This window comes from Magnetospirillum sp. 15-1 (assembly GCF_900184795.1).
Classification (GTDB): domain Bacteria; phylum Pseudomonadota; class Alphaproteobacteria; order Rhodospirillales; family Magnetospirillaceae; genus Phaeospirillum.
Genome location: NZ_FXXN01000025.1, coordinates 314,392 through 331,581, shown reverse-complemented (window position 1 = coordinate 331,581; position 17,190 = coordinate 314,392). Strand labels below are relative to the sequence as shown.

Annotated in this window: 17 protein-coding genes; 15 read left to right on the top strand and 2 right to left on the bottom strand. The window is 67.0% G+C overall.

What is annotated here, in order from left to right:
• The first annotated feature begins 49 nt into the window (after positions 1-49).
• From CP958_RS14525 to CP958_RS14465, 13 genes are all read left to right on the top strand, one after another.
• Entirely contained in the window at positions 50-481 is a 432-nt protein-coding gene (locus CP958_RS14525; RefSeq protein WP_096702695.1) for a Fur family transcriptional regulator, read from the top strand.
• A gap of 45 nt (positions 482-526) precedes the next feature.
• Positions 527-1,333: a GNAT family N-acyltransferase gene (locus CP958_RS14520; RefSeq protein WP_096702693.1), complete on the top strand. Its 807-nt coding sequence runs from the start codon at positions 527-529 to the stop codon at positions 1,331-1,333.
• Positions 1,334-1,339: 6 nt separating this feature from the next.
• The gene (locus tag CP958_RS14515) at positions 1,340-2,149 is read left to right on the top strand and encodes a lysophospholipid acyltransferase family protein (RefSeq protein ID WP_096702691.1); all 810 of its coding nucleotides are present in this window, start codon (positions 1,340-1,342) and stop codon (positions 2,147-2,149) included.
• Between the two features lie 49 nt (positions 2,150-2,198).
• Positions 2,199-3,515: a tRNA (N6-isopentenyl adenosine(37)-C2)-methylthiotransferase MiaB gene (miaB, locus tag CP958_RS14510; RefSeq protein ID WP_096702689.1), complete on the top strand. Its 1,317-nt coding sequence runs from the start codon at positions 2,199-2,201 to the stop codon at positions 3,513-3,515.
• Positions 3,512-4,507 carry a PhoH family protein gene (locus CP958_RS14505; RefSeq protein WP_096702687.1) on the top strand — a complete coding sequence of 332 codons (996 nt, stop codon included), beginning with the start codon at positions 3,512-3,514 and terminating at the stop codon, positions 4,505-4,507. The genes miaB and CP958_RS14505 overlap by 4 nt, the downstream gene beginning before the upstream one ends.
• Positions 4,504-4,998, top strand: coding sequence for an rRNA maturation RNase YbeY (ybeY, locus tag CP958_RS14500; RefSeq protein WP_096702685.1), 495 nt, complete (start codon positions 4,504-4,506; stop codon positions 4,996-4,998). Before CP958_RS14505 ends, ybeY begins: the two co-directional genes overlap by 4 nt.
• An 87-nt stretch (positions 4,999-5,085) precedes the next feature.
• A complete protein-coding gene (locus CP958_RS14495) occupies positions 5,086-5,925 on the top strand; it encodes a hemolysin family protein (RefSeq protein WP_096702684.1) in 840 nt (279 codons plus the stop codon).
• Positions 5,922-7,457, top strand: a complete 1,536-nt coding sequence (gene lnt, locus CP958_RS14490) for an apolipoprotein N-acyltransferase (RefSeq protein ID WP_096702682.1) — start codon at positions 5,922-5,924, stop codon at positions 7,455-7,457. Before CP958_RS14495 ends, lnt begins: the two co-directional genes overlap by 4 nt.
• Before the next feature lie 147 nt (positions 7,458-7,604).
• Positions 7,605-8,099: a helix-turn-helix transcriptional regulator gene (locus tag CP958_RS14485; protein WP_096702680.1), complete on the top strand. Its 495-nt coding sequence runs from the start codon at positions 7,605-7,607 to the stop codon at positions 8,097-8,099.
• Between the two features lie 220 nt (positions 8,100-8,319).
• Positions 8,320-9,486, top strand: a complete 1,167-nt coding sequence (gene metK / locus CP958_RS14480; RefSeq protein WP_096703058.1) for a methionine adenosyltransferase — start codon at positions 8,320-8,322, stop codon at positions 9,484-9,486.
• A 7-nt stretch (positions 9,487-9,493) separates the two neighbouring features.
• On the top strand, positions 9,494-10,207 hold the full coding sequence (gene trmB / locus CP958_RS14475) for a tRNA (guanosine(46)-N7)-methyltransferase TrmB (protein ID WP_096702678.1): 714 nt from the start codon (positions 9,494-9,496) through the stop codon (positions 10,205-10,207).
• A 90-nt stretch (positions 10,208-10,297) separates the two neighbouring features.
• Entirely contained in the window at positions 10,298-10,939 is a 642-nt protein-coding gene (locus CP958_RS14470) for a DUF47 family protein (RefSeq protein ID WP_096702676.1), read from the top strand.
• Between the two features lie 10 nt (positions 10,940-10,949).
• Complete coding sequence (locus CP958_RS14465; RefSeq protein ID WP_096702674.1) at positions 10,950-11,951, top strand: inorganic phosphate transporter; 1,002 nt, start codon at positions 10,950-10,952, stop codon at positions 11,949-11,951.
• A gap of 19 nt (positions 11,952-11,970) precedes the next feature.
• Here the strand turns inward: CP958_RS14465 and phoU are convergent, their stop codons facing one another.
• Positions 11,971-12,690: a phosphate signaling complex protein PhoU gene (gene phoU / locus CP958_RS14460; RefSeq protein WP_096702672.1), complete on the bottom strand. Its 720-nt coding sequence runs from the start codon at positions 12,688-12,690 to the stop codon at positions 11,971-11,973.
• Positions 12,691-12,703: 13 nt separating this feature from the next.
• Positions 12,704-13,480: a phosphate ABC transporter ATP-binding protein PstB gene (gene pstB / locus CP958_RS14455; RefSeq protein WP_096702670.1), complete on the bottom strand. Its 777-nt coding sequence runs from the start codon at positions 13,478-13,480 to the stop codon at positions 12,704-12,706.
• 146 nt (positions 13,481-13,626) lie between these two features.
• Here pstB and cobO point away from each other — a divergent pair, with 146 nt between their 5' ends.
• Both cobO and CP958_RS14445 read left to right on the top strand, forming a co-directional pair.
• Positions 13,627-14,232 carry a cob(I)yrinic acid a,c-diamide adenosyltransferase gene (gene cobO, locus CP958_RS14450; protein ID WP_096702668.1) on the top strand — a complete coding sequence of 202 codons (606 nt, stop codon included), beginning with the start codon at positions 13,627-13,629 and terminating at the stop codon, positions 14,230-14,232.
• A gap of 119 nt (positions 14,233-14,351) precedes the next feature.
• A complete protein-coding gene (locus CP958_RS14445) occupies positions 14,352-17,129 on the top strand; it encodes a [protein-PII] uridylyltransferase (RefSeq protein ID WP_096702666.1) in 2,778 nt (925 codons plus the stop codon).
• The last annotated feature ends 61 nt before the right edge of the window (positions 17,130-17,190 follow it).

Here is a 17,190-nt window from a genome sequence, read left to right as displayed (position 1 = left end):
CTTTGGCGCCCCGTTCGTCGCTGGACCCGTCGGCAACCGGATCGCGGCAATGGTTTCACGCATCGAGCAACGCTGCATCGACAAGGGCATGAAGATGACCGACCAGCGTCGGGTCATCGCGCGCGTCCTCTCGGACTCCTCCGACCATCCGGATGTGGAGGAGGTCTATCGCCGCTCCACGGCGATCGATCCCCATATCTCCATCGCCACCGTCTACCGTACGGTACGGCTGTTCGAGGAAGCCGACATCCTGGAACGCCATGACTTCGGCGATGGCCGCGCCCGGTACGAGGAATCGGCGGGTGACCACCACGATCATCTGATCGACATGCAATCGGGCCGGGTGATCGAGTTCACCAGCACCGAGATCGAGGCCCTGCAGCGCGAGATCGCCCGGCGCTATGGCTATCGTCTGGTGGGGCATCGCCTTGAACTTTATGGCGTTCCGTTGACTTCCGGTGATAAACCGGAAGAGAAATAAGCTTTGCGGTCGAACCAGCACCGCAGCGACGGAACCAGAGGGGTCATGCAATCCGTGTCCGAGACGCGCGAGGTCGCCGACGGGCTTGAGGTCCGGCTTGCCGAAAGCGCGGCCGAAGTGGCCGCCGCCCAGGCATTGCGCTATCGCGTCTTCTATCAGGAAATGGGTGCCAGGCCCTCGGACGCCATGCGCGCGCGCCTGGCCGATTTCGACGATTTCGATTCCGTCTGCGATCACCTGCTGGTCATCGATCGGGCCCGAGGGTCGGGCGCGGCCGGCGTGGTCGGCACCTACCGCCTGATGCGCCGCGCCCCCGGCGAGGCGTTCGGCCGCTTCTACACCGCCGGCGAATACGACATCACCAACATCCTGGCCAATGGCGGCCGCTTCATGGAACTGGGCCGGTCATGCGTCGATGCCGGCTACCGCAACGGCGGCACCATGAAGAAGCTGTGGGACGGCATCGCCGCCTATGTCTTCGAAAACGGGGTGGAGCTGATGTTCGGCTGCGCCAGTCTGCCCGGCACCGACGTCCAGGCCCTGGCCGGCCACCTGTCCTATCTCTACCACCACCATCTGGCGCCCGAGGCCCTGCGGCCGCGCGCCCTGCCCCATCTGCGGGTGGACATGGCGCTGCTGCCCAAGGACGCGCTGGTCCCCCGCCGGGCCATGGCCGAGCTGCCGCCGCTGATCAAGGGTTACCTGCGGCTCGGCGGCTTCGTCGGCGACGGCGCGGTGATCGACCACCAGTTCAACACCACCGATGTTTGCGTCATGGTCAAGACCGACCTGGTCACCGCCAAATACCGGGCCCATTACGACCGCACCATTCCCGGCTGGTCCGAGGAATAAGCATCGATGATCTCCGTTCCCGTCGCCATCCTGCGCTTCCTCGGCTTCGTGCTGTGGACCCTGCTCCTGTTGCTGCCTTTCCTGGCGCTGCGCCTGGCAGCGCGGCCCCGCATCCCCGACTACACCCGCTTCTACTGGCGGGGCGTGGTGGCGATCATCGGCTATGACGTGGTGGTGCACGGCCGCCCGCTGGAGAACGGCTCGCCGGTCCTCTACGTCGCCAACCACGCCTCCTATCTCGACATCATCGTGCTGGGCAGCCTGCTGCACGGCTATTTCGTCGCCAAGAGCGAGGTGGCGGGCTGGGCCGGTTTCGGCTTCCTGGCGCGCATCTCGCGCACCGTGTTCATCGAGCGCAGCCGCGGCGCCACGGCGCGCGAGCGCAACGGCCTGCTGACCCGCTTCGACCTGGGCGAGTCGCTGATCCTGTTCGCCGAGGGCACCTCCAACGACGGCAATCAGGTGATGCCGTTCAAAAGCTCGTTCTTCTCGGTGGCCGAGGGCGAGGTGCGCGGCGCCGACGGCATGCCGCACGCCGTCTTGGTGCAGCCGGTCTCGGTGGCCTATACCAGGCTGGACGGCCTGCCCATCACCCGGGCGCTGCGCCCCCATCTCGCCTGGTACGGCGACATGACCCTGGCCGGCCACCTGATCGGGGCGCTGGGCATGGGCCGCATCACCGTCGAGGTGGAGTTTCATCCGCCGGTCACCGTCGCCCAATTCGGCTCGCGCAAGGGGCTGTCGGCCCATTGCCACAAGGTGATCAGCCACGGTCTGACCCGCATGCTGGCCGGGCGGCCGGCGGCGAATTCTTGACTCGGGCGGCCCCGGTCCCTAACCATGACTTTTCCGGACGCGTAAGACATTGGCCAAGAGACTTTTCGTCAAAACCTACGGCTGCCAGATGAACGTCTATGACTCCGCCCGCATGGCGGACGTCCTGGCGCCGCTGGGTTATTGCGCCGCCGATCAGGCCGAGGATGCCGACATGGTCATCCTCAACACCTGCCACATCCGCGAGAAGGCCGCCGAGAAGGTGTTCTCGGAACTGGGCCGCCTCAGGAAGCTGCAGGCCGCCAAGGCCGAGGCCGGCGGACGGATGATCCTGGCGGTGGCCGGCTGCGTCGCCCAGGCCGAGGGCGAGGAGATCCTGCGCCGCGCGCCCTTCGTCGATATCGTGCTGGGGCCGCAGACCTATCACCGCCTGCCCGAGATGGTGGCCCAGGCGTCCCGGGCCGGCGGCGCCGTGCTCGATACCGAGTTCCCGCCGGAACCCAAGTTCGACTTCCTGCCCGAACCCCATGCCGAGGGCACCAGCGCCTTCCTGTCGGTGCAGGAGGGCTGCGACAAGTTCTGCACCTTCTGCGTGGTGCCCTATACCCGCGGCGCCGAATATTCCCGCCCGGCCTCCGCCGTGCTGGCCGAGGCGGCCAAGCTGGCGGCCGGCGGCGTGCGCGAGATCACCCTTTTGGGCCAGAACGTCAACGGCTGGCACGGCGGGGACGGCTGGAGCCTGGGACGGCTGATCCGCGAACTGGCCGACGTCGAGGGCGTAGAGCGCATCCGCTACACCACGTCCCATCCCCGCGACATGGATGACGAGCTGATCTCCGCCCATGCCGAGCTGCCCCAGCTCATGCCGTTCCTGCATCTGCCGGTGCAGTCGGGCTCGGACCGCATCCTGGCCGCCATGAACCGCGGTCACGACCGCGCCACCTATCTGCGGCTGGTGGACAAGCTGAAGACGGCCTGTCCCGATCTGGCCCTGTCGTCGGACTTCATCGTCGGCTTCCCCGGCGAGAGCGACGCCGATTTCGAGGACAGCATGTCGCTGGTGCGCGAGGTGGGCTTCGTCCAGACCTATTCCTTCAAGTACAGCTCGCGCCCCGGCACCCCGGCCGCCGCCATGGAGCGGCAGATTCCGGAAAAGGTGAAGGAAGAGCGCCTGGCCGCCCTGCAGGCCCTGTTGCTGGAGCAGACCACCCGCTTCAACCATGCCTGCGTCGGGCGCGAGATGCGTGTCCTGCTCGACCGGCCCGGCCGCCATGCCGGCCAGTTGCTGGGCCGCTCGCCCTATATGCAGCCGGTCCACGTCAAGGCCGCCGCCCATCTGATCGGCACCGTGGTTCCGTTGCGCATCACCAAGGTGCATCCCAACAGCCTGGAGGCCATACCCGCGTGAGCCCTGGCGATACACCCCCCGGCGAAACCTCCCTCGTCCGCGAGTTTCCCGACAACGCCCTGGCCCAGGTGCTGTTCGGCCCCCACAACGCCAATCTCGACCGCATCGAAGGCCATCTGGGCGTGGCGCTTGACGTGCGCGGCAACACGGTGACTATCTCGGGCACCCCGGAAGCCACCGCCGAGACGGCCCGCATCCTCGACAGCCTCTACGCCTCGGCCAAGCGCCAGGGCCACCTGGAGACCGCCGACGTGGATTCGGCGGTGCGCATGGCCAAGCTCCCACGGGGTCACGAGGACGCGGCCGGCGATCTGGTCATCCGCACCAGGAAGCGCCACATCGCGGCGCGCACCCCCACCCAGGCCGAGTACATCCGGGCGCTCGGCGAGGTGCCGCTGACCTTCGGCCTGGGTCCGGCCGGTACCGGCAAGACCTATCTGGCGGTGGCCAAGGCGGTATCCATGATGGTGGCGGGCGAGGTGGACCGCATCATCTTGTCCCGCCCGGCGGTGGAAGCGGGCGAGCGCCTGGGGTTTCTGCCCGGCGACCTCAAGGACAAGGTCGATCCCTACCTGCGGCCGCTCTACGACGCGCTGTACGACATGCTGCCCGGCGATCAGGTGGCCAAGAAGCTGCTGGCCGGCGAGATCGAGGTGGCGCCGCTGGCCTTCATGCGCGGCCGGACGCTGGCCAATTCCTTCATCATCCTGGACGAGGCCCAGAACACCACCGCCATGCAGATGCGCATGTTCCTGACCCGCATGGGCGAGCATTCCCGCATGGTGGTCACCGGCGACGTCAGCCAGACCGATCTGCCGTCCGGCGTGCGTTCGGGCCTGCTGGACGCCATCCACATCCTGGACGGCATGGAAGGCGTGCGCTTCGTCCGCTTCACCGACAAGGACGTGGTGCGCCACGATCTGGTGACCCGCATCGTCCGCGCCTACGATAAGGCCGACCGCGAAGCCAAGGGAAAGACCAAGGACAAATGACCGTCACCATCGACATCGCCGTCGACATCCAATGCCCGGCCTGGACCGAGGCATTGCCAGACGCCGAGGCCCGCTGCGGCCGTCTGGCCGCCACGGCGCTGGGCGCCGTCGACCTGCCCGAGGGAATCGTCGAACTGTCCATCGTGCTGGCCGACGATGCCACCGTGCAGGGCCTCAACCGCGACTGGCGCGGCAAGGACACGCCCACCAACGTGCTGTCCTTCGCCTCCATGGACGACGAGGACGCCCCGGTGGTGGAGGGCGCGCCGCTGCTGCTGGGCGACGTGATCCTGGCCTTCGAGACCTGCGCCGCCGAAGCCAGGGATCAGGGCAAACCGCTGGCCGATCATTTCGGTCATCTTGTTGTCCATGGCGTCCTGCATCTGTTGGGCTATGATCACATGGACGACGAGGAAGCCGCCGAGATGGAATCCCTGGAAACCACCTTGCTGGCGGCGCTGGGGATTCCCGACCCCTATGGAGAGCAATAAAGGTCCATGAACGATCCTGGCAGTAGCCCGCCCCGTGAAAGCGGGGCAAGCCATAGGAAGACGGGCGACGAATCGCTGTTCGGTGCCATGCGCGGCTGGCTGAAGGGCCGCCGCCGCTCCAAGGGCGCCGAGACCGTCCGCGACGCCCTGGAAGAGCTGATCGAGGACCGCGACAGCGCCGAAATCCCCATCGACGAGCACGAGCGCCAGTTGCTCGGCAACATCCTGCATCTGCGCGACGTCACCGCCTATGACGTCATGGTACCGCGCGCCGATATCGTGGCGGTGGAGGCCAAGACCACCCTGGAAGGGCTGATCGCGCTGTTCATCGGCTGCGGCCATTCCCGCCTGCCGGTCTACCGCCGCTCGCTCGACGACGTCATCGGCATGGTCCACATCAAGGACCTGCTGGAGGTGATGGGCCAGGGCAAGCCGTTCAACCTGCCCCGTCTGGCGCGGCGCGTCCAGTTCGTGGCGCCCAGCATGCGGGTCACCGACCTGCTGCTGGAGATGCGGCTCAAGCGTTCGCATCTGGCCCTGGTGGTGGATGAATACGGCGGCATCGACGGGCTGGTTACCATCGAGGACCTGGTGGAACAGATCGTCGGCGAGATCGAGGACGAGCACGACCAGGACGAGGAGCCGGAGCTGGTCATCCAGGCCGACGGTGCCGTCGAGGCCGACGGCCGCACGCCCATCGCCGAGTTCGAGGAGCACATGGGGGCGGTGCTCACCGAGGAGGAACGCGAAGAGGTGGAGACCCTGGGCGGGCTGGTCTCGTTCGTCGCCGGACGGGTGCCGTCGCGGGGCGAGCTGATCACCCATTCCGCCGGGCTGGAATTCGAGGTGATGGACGCCGACCCCCGCCGGGTGAAGCGTGTGCGGGTGCGCCGGGTGGCCACGCCGGAACCGGTGACGACGGAATGATGCTGGAAAACCTGAAGCGGCGATTTTGCGCCCTGACCGGCTGGCGCCGGCGCCTGACCCTTCTGCTGCTGGGCGCCCTGGCGGCCCTGTCCCTGCCGCCCACCCTTATCCTGCCGGCCCTGTTCCTGACCTTTCCCGCCGTGGCGTGGAGTCTGGATGCCGCCACCACGCGACGTGCCGCCTTTGGCGCCGGCTTCTGGTGGTTCACCGGCTGGTTCGCGGTGGGACTCTACTGGATCTCCCTCGCCTTGCTCACCGATCCGGTCAGGTTCGGCTGGATGGTTCCCTTCGCCATCTTCGGCCTGTCGGCGGTGCTGGCCACCTTTTTCGGCCTGGCCACCCTGGGCGTCCATCTGGGCCGCCTGGGCCGGGTGGCCCGGATTCCCGCTCTGGCCACGGCGTTCACCCTGTCGGAATGGCTGCGCTCCTGGGTGATGTCGGGCCTGCCCTGGAACCCCATGGGCTCGGTGTGGGACATCAGCCTGCCCGTCCTGCAGTTCGGTGCCTTCGGCGGCATCTGGGGCCTCAGCCTGCTCACCTACCTGATGGCGCTGGCCCCCGCCTTGCTGGCCGCTCCCGGCAACCGCCGCGCCGTCGCCGCCCTGACGCTGGGCCTGCCCGTCCTGCTGTGGGCCGGCGGCACCCTGCGCCTGTCCCAGAATCCACAGGCCCTGGTGCCCGACGTCAAGCTGCGTATCGTCCAGGCCGCCGTGGCCCAGGGCAACAAATGGCGCGACGACCTGCGCGAGGCCAATCTGCTAGACCACATCACCCTGACGCGCGGCCCCGGATTCGAATCGGTGACCACGGTGATCTGGCCCGAGACGGCCGTGTCCTATTTCCTCGACCTCGACCGCCTGCACCGCCAGATGGCCGCCACCGCCGTGCCGCCGGGCGGGCTGCTGCTGACCGGAGCACCGCGCATCACCCCCAAGGGGGTCGAGCCGTTCCATATCTGGAATTCGCTGATGGCGGTGACCGGCTCCTCGGAGATCGCCGCCATCTACGACAAGGTCCATCTGGTGCCTTTCGGCGAATACGTGCCGCTGCGCGGCATCCTGCCCATCGCCAAGATCACCCATGGCGGCACCGATTTCTCGGCCGGGCCGGGGCCGGTGACCCTGGATTTGCCGGGTCTGCCGGCGGCGGCGCCGCTGATCTGTTACGAGGCCATTTTTCCCACCGCCGTCGTCGCCCGGGACCAGCCGCGTCCCGGCTGGATTCTCAACGTCACCAACGACGGCTGGTTCGGTATTTCGTCGGGACCGCACCAACATCTGGCGGCGTCGCGCATGCGCTCCATCGAGGAGGGCCTGCCCCAGGCCCGCGCCGCCAATACCGGCATCTCGGCGGTGATCGATCCGGTCGGCCGCGTCATCGGCCGTCTGGCACTGGGCGACCGGGGCATTCTCGACGCTCCCCTGCCCCAGCCCCTGGCGGGCACCATTTACAGCCGGTTCGGTAATATCATCCCCGCCATCCTCCTGCTTCTGAGCGGGTTCGCGGCTTTTTTGCTGCGACGGTTGAATTAACCATATCGTCCACATACATATGTCATATTGCTATGGCGCTAGTTCTACGCCCGTAGCGTGTTGACTGTATACAATCGTGCCCGTATGGTGCTTCTACAACCTCCAGTACCGAGGGCGCCACACCCAACGACCTATTAGGACGCTGCCATGGTTAAAAGTAACCGCAATCTCGCCCCCTCCCACCGTGGTTCGTCGCGGGGCCGTCTTCCTTCGGGCCTGCCCAATCCGGTCGATATCCACGTCGGCGCGCGCGTGCGCTTGCGCCGCACCCTGATGGGAATGAGCCAGGAGAAGCTTGGCGAATCCATCGGACTGACCTTCCAGCAGGTACAAAAATACGAACGCGGCGCCAACCGTATCGGCGCCTCGCGGCTGTTCGACCTGTCGCGCGTGCTGGACGTGCCGGTGTCGTTCTTCTTCGACGACATGGCCGAAACCGTCCAGGACCAGAGCCCGCTGGCGGTGGCCCGCGGCATTTCCGGCCTGGCCGACGAGCCGGCGAGCTTCGAGGCCGACCCCATGACCAAGCGCGAGACGCTGGAACTGGTCCGCGCCTATTACAGCATCACCGATCCCCAGGTGCGCCGCCGGGTCTACGACCTGGCCAAGGCCCTGGCGGCGGTGGGTGAAATCAAGAAATAACCCTTTGAAATTCTGGATTTGGGCTTGGGGGCGATTCGTCTTGACGAGTCGCCCTTTCGCCTGTCAGAAGAACCACCCGGAGGGGTGTATCCGCTCCCGTGGAGATTTTGACCGCTTGCCGCCACGCTGATTTCGGCTAAGTGGGTGCATCACGATGGCGCCAGTCTCGCGTGTTGATGCCCCAGGTCCCAACGTCGATTGGATCTAGGAGGGCTTGCCCGTGTCCAAAAAGAATTTCCTCTTCACCAGTGAATCCGTGTCCGAAGGCCATCCCGACAAGGTTGCCGACCGGATTTCCGACGCCGTCGTCGATGCGTTCCTCGGGGCCGATCCCTATGCCCGCGTGGCGGTGGAGACCCTGGTCACCACCAACCTGATCGTCATGGCCGGTGAAGTGCGCGGCCCGGCCTCGGTCAACGCCGCCCTGATGGACGAGTTGGCCCGCCATGCGGTCAAGGACATCGGCTACGAGCAGGAGGGCTTCCACTGGAAGCACGCCAAGGTCCTGAACCACGTCCATGCCCAGTCGGCCGACATCGCCCAGGGCGTCGACGCCGCCGGCGACAAGGACGAGGGCGCGGGCGACCAGGGCATCATGTTCGGCTATGCCTGCAACGAGACCCCGGTGCTGATGCCGGCCCCCATCTACTACTCTCACGAGATCCTGAAGAGCCTGGCCGAGGCCCGCCATTCCGGCGCCGCCCCGCAGCTGCTGCCCGATTCCAAGAGCCAGGTCACCCTGGAATACCGTGACGGCAAGCCGGTGCGCGCCACCTCGGTGGTGGTCTCGCACCAGCACGTGGACGGCCTGTCCCAGGCCGACATCAAGGAAATCGTCCGCCCCCACGTCAAGAACGTGCTGCCCGAGGGCTGGTTCCCGTCCGAGGACCAGTTCTACGTCAACCCGACCGGCCGCTTCGTCATCGGTGGTCCGGACGGCGATACCGGCCTCACCGGCCGCAAGATCATCGTCGACACCTACGGCGGCGCGGCGCCCCACGGCGGCGGCGCCTTCTCGGGCAAGGACCCGACCAAGGTCGACCGCTCGGCCGCCTATGCCGCCCGCTATCTGGCCAAGAACGTGGTCGCCGCCGGCCTGGCCGACAAGTGCGTGATCCAGCTCAGCTACGCCATCGGCGTCTCCAAGCCGCTGTCGGTCTATGTGGACACCTCGGGCACCTGCACGGTGGACGAGGACAAGCTGGCCATCGTGCTGCAGCAACTGGTGGACTTGAGCCCGCGGGGCATCCGCACCCATCTGGGCCTCAACAAGCCCATTTACGCCCGCACCGCCGCCTACGGCCATTTCGGCCGCAGCCCGGACGCCGATGGCGGCTTCTCGTGGGAGAAGACCGACCTGGTGGAGCAGCTCAAGAAGGCCTTCTAGGACCTTCATGGGCCAGAATACCGAAAATGGAAACGCGGCCGCCGAGCGGCCGCGTTTTTTCGGTCGTCGCCAGGGCAAGGCCCTGCGCCGCAACGCCCTCGGCTTGATCGAGGACCTGCTGCCGCGCCTCACCGTGGCGGTGCCCGAACCCGGAACCCGGATCGAGCCCGCCCTGCTGTTTCCCGGCGCCATGCGCTCGGTCTGGCTGGAGGTGGGCTTCGGCGGCGGCGAGCATCTGGCCCAACTGGCCGAGGCCAATCCGGATGTGGGCCTGATCGGCGGCGAAGTGTTCAGGAACGGCATCGCCAGCCTGCTCGGCCATGTCCAGGCCCGCGCCCTGGGCAATGTCCGCATCTTTCCCGAGGACGTCCGCCTGCTGCTGCCCGCCTTGCCCGACGGCACGCTGGGGCGGGTGTTCGTGCTGTTCCCCGACCCGTGGCCCAAGACCCGCCACGCCTACCGGCGCTTCATCAGCCCGGAGACCCTGGATGTCCTGGCCCGGGTGCTGGAGGATGGCGGCGAGCTGCGGGTCGCCAGCGACGATCCCATCTACGTGGCCTGGGCCGCCCGCCACCTGGACGCTCATCCCGCCTTCGACAAGGTGCTGGCCACCGCCGACCGCTCCCAGGTGCCGGCCGACTGGCCCGCCACCCGCTACGAGCAGAAATGCATCACCGGGCGGGCACCCGTGTTCTTCCTGTATCGCCGCCGGGCGAGATAGGCCCCATCCGCCGACTCGATACCACGTGTCATCTTCCGGTCACATGTGGTATTGAGGCGGCGATTACCGTAACTGCCCAGGGGCTCCCCCATGTTTTTCCGCATGTTCCGTGCCTTGATGCCCAAGGAAGAGGAATTCGTCGGGCTGTTTGCCCAACACGCGGAAAAAATCCACTGCGCCGCCAAGGCGCTGGAAGCCATGATGGGCGACGGTGCCGACATCGGGCTGCATTTCAAGCAGATCTGCGCCTTCGAAGGCGAGGCCGACCTCATCACCCGCGAGACGCTGCAGGCCCTGCACCGCTCGTTCATCACGCCCTTCGACCGTGACCAGATCCACCGGCTGATCACCACCATGGACGACGCGGTCGACACCATCGAGGAGGTGGCGCAGCGCGTCGACCTTTACGGCGTCAAGGAATTCACCCCCGACATGCGGGCGCTGGCCACCGGCATCACCGAGTGCGCCCACCTGCTGACCAAGGCCATTCCGCTGATGCGGGAAGTCACCCGCAACGCGGCGGCCATCAACGAGCTGTGCGACGCCATCGGCCGCCAGGAAAGCGCCGCCGACAAGCGCCAGCACGAAGGCCTGCGCGCCCTGTTCGCCACCGAGAAGGACCCGGTCAAGCTGATCACCCGCAAGGAGATCTATCAGCGGCTGGAAAAGGTCTCCGACCGCTTCGACGACGTGGCCAACGTCATCGAGACGGTGGTGATCGAACAGGTCTAGGCCGCATCCGATGGAATCCGTCGCCTTTCCCATCATCGTCGCCCTGGTCGTCACGGCCCTGGTGTTCGACTTCCTGAACGGCCTGCATGACGCGGCCAATTCCATCGCCACCGTGGTGTCCACCCGGGTGCTGTCGCCCAAATACGCGGTGGCCTGGGCGGCGTTCTTCAACACCATCGCCCTGGTGTTCTTCACCACCAGCGTGGCCAAGACCATCGGCACCGGCATCGTCGAGCCGGGACTGGTCGACACCCATGTGATCTTCGGCGCCCTGATGGGGGCCATCGTCTGGAACGTCGTCACCTGGGGCCTGGGGATTCCGTCGTCCAGCTCCCACGCCCTGATCGGCGGCATCGCCGGAGCCGGCATCGCCAAAGGCGGCTTTTCCGCCCTGGTCCCCGCCGGCTTCATCAAGACCGGTTCGGCCATCGTGCTGTCGCCGATGATCGGCCTGGTGCTGGCCATGGCCCTGATCCTGGTGGTGTCGTGGATGTGCCGGCGCACCGCGCCCTTCGTGGTCGACCGCCGCTTCCGTATCCTGCAATTCTTCTCGGCGGCCATGTATTCCCTGGGCCACGGCGGCAATGACGCCCAGAAGACCATGGGCATCATCACCGCCCTGCTGTTCAGCCAGGGTCTGCTGCACGGCGAGTTCCACGTGCCCATCTGGGTGGCCGTGCTCTGCCAGATCGCCATGGGTCTCGGAACCCTGTTCGGCGGCTGGCGCATCGTCAAGACCATGGGGTCGCGCATCACCGACATGAAGCAGATCGACGGCTTCTGCGCCAACGCCGCCGGTGCCGCCACCCTGTTCGGCGCCACCTGGCTGGGCATTCCGGTATCCACCACCCACACCATCACCGGCGCCATCATCGGCGTCGGCTCGGCCCGCAAGGTCTCGGGGGTGCGCTGGCACATCGCCGGCAACATCGTGGTCGCCTGGGTGATCACCATCCCGGCGGCGGGTTCGGTCGCCGCCCTGTTCTACTGGCTGTCCACCAAGTTCTGGTAAGCCGGCAGCCCTCTTCCCCCTACTCCGGGTCGGCACCCACGAAGGATGAATCGTCCTTCTTGGGCCGCTGCTGCAGGGCCGCCCGGCCGAGGATGCGGAAATGGGCCAGTTCGGCGATATTGGTGGCGTGGTCGCCGATGCGCTCGAAATTCTTGGCGATAAACATCAGGTGCGAGCACGGCGTGATGTTCCTGGGGTCCTCCATCATATAGGTGAGGATCTCGCGGAACAGCGAGGCGTAGACGTCGTCGATCTCCTGATCGCGGTCGCGCGCCGCCAGGGCGCGGGCCGCGTCGTGGCCGAGATGGGCGTCCATCACCTCCTTGACCAGGGCCAGCGCCAGCCGTCCCAGCCGCAGCAGCGAGCGCATGGGCTCGACCGGCGGCAGGCGGTTGAGCACCAGCGAGCGCTTGGCGGCGTTGGCGGCCAGATCGGCGACGCGCTCGATCTCGCCGGCGATCTTCAGCGCCGCCACCACGGTCCGCAGATCGTCGGCCACCGGAGCGCGCAGCGCCAGCACCCGCACCGTCTGCTCGTTGACGAAGGCCTCGACGGCATCCACCTGGGCGTCGTTCTCCATCACCCGGGCGGCCAGTTCGCTGTCGCGGGCCTCCAGCGCCTCGAGGGCGGCGGCCATCTGGGCCTCGGCCAGCCCGCCCATGCGGGCCAGGGAATCGTCCAGACGGGCCAGTTCGGTATCGTAGGACTTGACGATATGCGGTTCGCCGACGGTGGTCATAGCGGTATCTCCCTCAGCCGAAACGGCCGGTGATGTAGCCCTGAGTGAGCGAATTGGCGGGCGCCGTGAAAATCTGTTCGGTGGCGCCCACCTCGATGATATCGCCCAGATGGAAGAAGGCGGTGGTCTGCGACACGCGGGCCGCCTGCTGCATGGAATGGGTGACGATGACGATGGTGAAGGCCTGGCAAAGCTCGTCGATCAGTTCCTCGATGCGCGCCGTGGCGATGGGGTCCAGCGCCGAGCAGGGCTCATCCATCAAGATGACCTCGGGACTGACCGCGATGGCGCGGGCGATGCACAGGCGCTGCTGCTGGCCGCCCGACAGGCCGGTACCCTGGCTGCCCAGCACGTCCTTGACCTCCTTCCACAGCCCGGCCCGCTCGAGGCAGGCGCGGACCAGGGCATCCATCTCCTCGCCCTCGGCCGCCAGGCCGTGCAGGCGCGGGCCGAAGGCCACGTTGTCATAGATGGATTTAGGGAAAGGGTTGGGCCGCTGGAACACCATGCCGACCCGGGCGCGCAGCAGCACCGGGTCCATGCCGGCGGTGCCGTAGATCTCCTCGCCGTCCAGGCTGGCCCTTCCGCTCACCCGGGCGGCGGGGATGGTGTCGTTCATGCGGTTGAGACAGCGCAGGAAGGTGGACTTGCCGCAACCCGACGGACCGATCAGGGCGGTCACCTCGCCCTCCGCGATGTCCAGATCGACACCCTTCAGGGCTGGCTTTCCGCCATAATGGACGGCAAGCTCGCGGGCGGTCATTTTTGGCTGGGCCGATTGTTCTGCCATGCGTTTCAAATTCCACATCCATCCCGGGACCCGCAGGGCTTATACCGCTGGACGCAACGGGAAGAACGTGAAGGATTTGTTTCAGTCTTGAAGCCCACCGCCCGCTCGCCATCTATGGCGAACCGCCCCTTCCCGCCGGAGAAACCATGACCGAGGACCACGACCAGCGCCACCGCGAGAAAATGGCCAAGAAAAAGGCCTCGCGCGATAAACTCATGGCCAGGAAAACCGGAGCCCGCGGCGTGATGATCGTCCATACCGGGGCGGGCAAGGGCAAGTCCACCGCCGCCTTCGGCATGGCCATCCGCTGCGTCGGCCACGGCATGAAGGTGGGCATCGTCCAGTTCATCAAGGGCGCCTGGGACACCGCCGAGCGCCGGGTGATGGAAGGCCTGGGCGATCTGGTCACTTTCCGCGCCATGGGCGAGGGCTTCACCTGGGAGACCCAGGACCGCGCCCGCGATATCGCCGCCGCCGGGCGGGCCTGGGAACTGGCCGCCTCACTGCTGGCCGATCCCGAGTACAAGATGGTGATCCTGGACGAGATCAACGTGGCGCTGCGCTACGAATACCTGCCGCTGGAAACGGTGCTGGACGCCATCCGGGCGCGGCCCGAGGGCCAGCACGTGGTGCTGACCGGGCGTAACGCCCTGCCGCCGCTGATCGAGGCCGCCGATCTGGTCACCGAGATGACCATGGTGAAGCACCCCTTCAAGGACGGCATCAAGGCCCAGGCCGGAGTGGAGTTTTAATGCCCATTTGACAGGCAGTGCGGCCGGCATGCCCAATCCGCGTCCGAAGGGGCTGGCGGTGCCCGCCATCCGGCCCCTATAATCGGCGCTTCGGCTTCCTGCGGTGACGACACCCGACCATGAGCAAGATCAAAGGCCAGCGCGCCATCATCCACCGCAAGGCGGTCCTCGCCCGGCTCGATGGGCTGATGGAAGAGGACCTGCCCAGGAACAAGCGGCGGATGAGGGTCCTGGAGATCTTCAAGCAGGTGCTGGCCGCCGGCCGCGCCGAGGTGCGCGCCCGCTTCGATTCCCACGGCGACGGCACCAGTACGGTGCGCGAGAACTGTTTCCTGATCGACCAGCTGGTCCGTCTGGTCCACGACTACGCCTGTGATCGCGAGTTCCCCCAGGGTGTGCGCACCACGGGCGAGAGCATGAGCCTGGTGGCGGTGGGCGGCTATGGCCGCGGCGAGCTGTCGCCCCATTCCGACATCGACCTTTTGTTCCTGCTGCCCTACAAGCGCACGCCGTATCACGAGCAGGTGGTGGAGTTCATCCTCTACATGCTGTGGGACATGGGGCTGAAGGTCGGGCACTCCACCCGCTCGGCCGAGGATTGCGTGCGCAACGCCAAGGCCGACCTGACCATCCGCACCGCCCTGCTGGAGATGCGCTGGCTGTGGGGCGACCGGGCGCTGTTCGACGATCTGTGGGTCCGCTACTCCGCCGAGGTGATGACCGGCACCGCCGAGGCCTTCGTGGAATCCAAGCTGGCCGAGCGCGATTCGCGGCATTCGAGCATGGGCGATTCCCGCTACGTGCTGGAACCCAACGTCAAGGAGGGCAAGGGCGGCCTCAGGGACCTGCACACGCTCTACTGGATCGCCAAGTACGTCTACCGGGTCAAGGACGTCTCGGAACTGGCCGAGAAGGGCATCATCTCGCGCCCGGCGGCCCGGCGCTTCGCCAAGGCCCAGGCCTTCCTGTGGGCGGTGCGCTGCCACCTGCACTACCTGACCGACCGCCCCGAGGACCGCCTGACCTTCGACGTGCAGCCCGAGATCGCGGTGCGCATGCACTACGCCGACCGCGCCTGCTCGCGGGGCGTCGAGCGCTTCATGAAGCACTACTTCCTGATCGCCAAGGATGTGGGCGACCTGACGCGGCTGTTCTGCGCGCTGACCGAGGAGACCTTCAAGAGCAAGCCGCGCCGGCTGCAACTGGGCCGGCTGTTCTCGCGCCGTACCACCGTGGCTGGCTTCCAGCTCGAGGGTGGGCGCCTCGACGTCACCGCCGCCAACCAGTTCGAGACCGATCCGGCGGCCATGATCCGCCTGTTCCACACCGCGCTGACCCAGGAGGTGGACATCCACCCCCACGCGCTGGACCTGGTTCATCGCAACCTGAAGCGCATCGACGCCGCGCTGCGGGTCGATCCCACCGCCAACCGGCTGTTCGTCGACATGGTGACGTCGCGCAAGAACCCGGAAGTGGCGCTGCGCCACATGAACGAGGCCGGGGTGCTGGGCCGCTTCATTCCCGATTTCGGCCGCGTCGTCGCCCAGATGCAGTACGACATGTACCACGTCTATACGGTGGACGAGCACACGGTGCAGGCGCTGGGCGTGCTGCACGCCCTTGAACGCGGCGACCTCAAGGACGAGGCGCCCACCTGCACCGAGGTGATCCATCAGGTGGTGTCGCGCCGCGCCCTGTTCATCGCGGTGTTCTGCCACGACATCGCCAAGGGCCGCGGCGGCGACCATTCCACCCTGGGCGCCGACGTGGTGATGAAACTGGGACCACGTCTGGGCCTCACCGACGAGGAGACGGAATCCGCCGCCTGGCTGGTGCGCGAACACCTGTCCATGAGCCGCATCGCCTTCAAGCGCGACATCGACGACCCCAAGACCATTTCCGACTTCGTCGCCCTGGTCCAGTCGCCCGAGCGCCTGCGCCTGCTGCTGTGCCTGACCGTCGCCGATATCCGCGCCGTCGGCCCCACCGTGTGGAACGCCTGGAAGGCCGGTCTGCTGCGCGAACTCTACAGCCGGGCCCTGGAGGTGATGACCGGCGGCCTGTCGGGCACCGCCCGCGCCGCCCGGGTCAAGGCCGCCCAGGACGCGCTGCGCTCCGAACTGTTCAAGCTGTCCTGGCCGCCCGAGGACATCGAGGCCCATATCGCGCGCGGCTATTCCACCTATTGGACCACCTTCGACACCCCCATCCACCTGCGCCACGCCCGACTGGTGCGCGAGGCCGAGGCGGTGCGCGCCCCGCTCACCGTCGAGCCCCGGGTGGACAGTCACCGGGCCGTCACCGAGATCATCGTCTATACCGGCGACCATCCCGGCCTGTTCTCGCAGATCGCCGGCGCCATGGCGGTGTCGGGGGCCAACATCGTCGACGCCAAGATCATCACGCTGGCCAACGGCATGGCGCTCGATACCTTCTGCATCCAGGATTCCGACGGCGGCGCCTTCGACAGCCCGGCCAAGCTGGCCAAGCTGGCCACCTGTGTCGAGCAGGTGCTGTCCGGGCGTTTGCGCCTCGACCGGGAACTGGCTGCGCGCAAGGGCAAGCTGCCCAGCCGCGCCCACGTCTTCAAGGTGCCGCCCCGCGTGCTGGTGGACAACAAGCCGTCCCGCTCCCACACCGTGGTCGAGGTCAACGGCCGCGACCGGCCGGGCCTGCTCTACGACATCACCAACGCCATGACCAATGTGGGACTGCAGATTTCCTCGGCCCACATCTCCACCTATGGCGAGCGGGTGGTGGACGTGTTCTACGTCAAGGACGTGTTCGGCCATAAGATCGAGCACGGCCGCAAGCTGGAGCAGATCAAGACCGCCCTGCTGGCCGCCCTGGACGATCCGGCCGCCAAGCTCGCCAACGGCAGCAAGGCGGCGGAATAGCCGCCGCCTTGGCCGTTTGGGGTCTGCCCGAATCTGGTCAAATCCACTTCTTCGTCACCCT

Coding starts and splice junctions, on each gene's coding strand:
- cobO (WP_096702668.1), top strand. CDS start 13,627: ATGACCGAGGACCACGACCAGCGCCACCGCGAGAAAATGGCCAAGAAA.
- CP958_RS14520 (WP_096702693.1), top strand. CDS start 527: ATGCAATCCGTGTCCGAGACGCGCGAGGTCGCCGACGGGCTTGAGGTC.
- CP958_RS14445 (WP_096702666.1), top strand. CDS start 14,352: ATGAGCAAGATCAAAGGCCAGCGCGCCATCATCCACCGCAAGGCGGTC.
- CP958_RS14470 (WP_096702676.1), top strand. CDS start 10,298: ATGTTTTTCCGCATGTTCCGTGCCTTGATGCCCAAGGAAGAGGAATTC.
- CP958_RS14485 (WP_096702680.1), top strand. CDS start 7,605: ATGGTTAAAAGTAACCGCAATCTCGCCCCCTCCCACCGTGGTTCGTCG.
- CP958_RS14465 (WP_096702674.1), top strand. CDS start 10,950: ATGGAATCCGTCGCCTTTCCCATCATCGTCGCCCTGGTCGTCACGGCC.
- CP958_RS14495 (WP_096702684.1), top strand. CDS start 5,086: ATGCGCGGCTGGCTGAAGGGCCGCCGCCGCTCCAAGGGCGCCGAGACC.
- CP958_RS14515 (WP_096702691.1), top strand. CDS start 1,340: ATGATCTCCGTTCCCGTCGCCATCCTGCGCTTCCTCGGCTTCGTGCTG.
- lnt (WP_096702682.1), top strand. CDS start 5,922: ATGATGCTGGAAAACCTGAAGCGGCGATTTTGCGCCCTGACCGGCTGG.
- CP958_RS14525 (WP_096702695.1), top strand. CDS start 50: ATGGTTTCACGCATCGAGCAACGCTGCATCGACAAGGGCATGAAGATG.
- phoU (WP_096702672.1), bottom strand. CDS start 12,690: ATGACCACCGTCGGCGAACCGCATATCGTCAAGTCCTACGATACCGAA.
- ybeY (WP_096702685.1), top strand. CDS start 4,504: ATGACCGTCACCATCGACATCGCCGTCGACATCCAATGCCCGGCCTGG.
- trmB (WP_096702678.1), top strand. CDS start 9,494: ATGGGCCAGAATACCGAAAATGGAAACGCGGCCGCCGAGCGGCCGCGT.
- pstB (WP_096702670.1), bottom strand. CDS start 13,480: ATGGCAGAACAATCGGCCCAGCCAAAAATGACCGCCCGCGAGCTTGCC.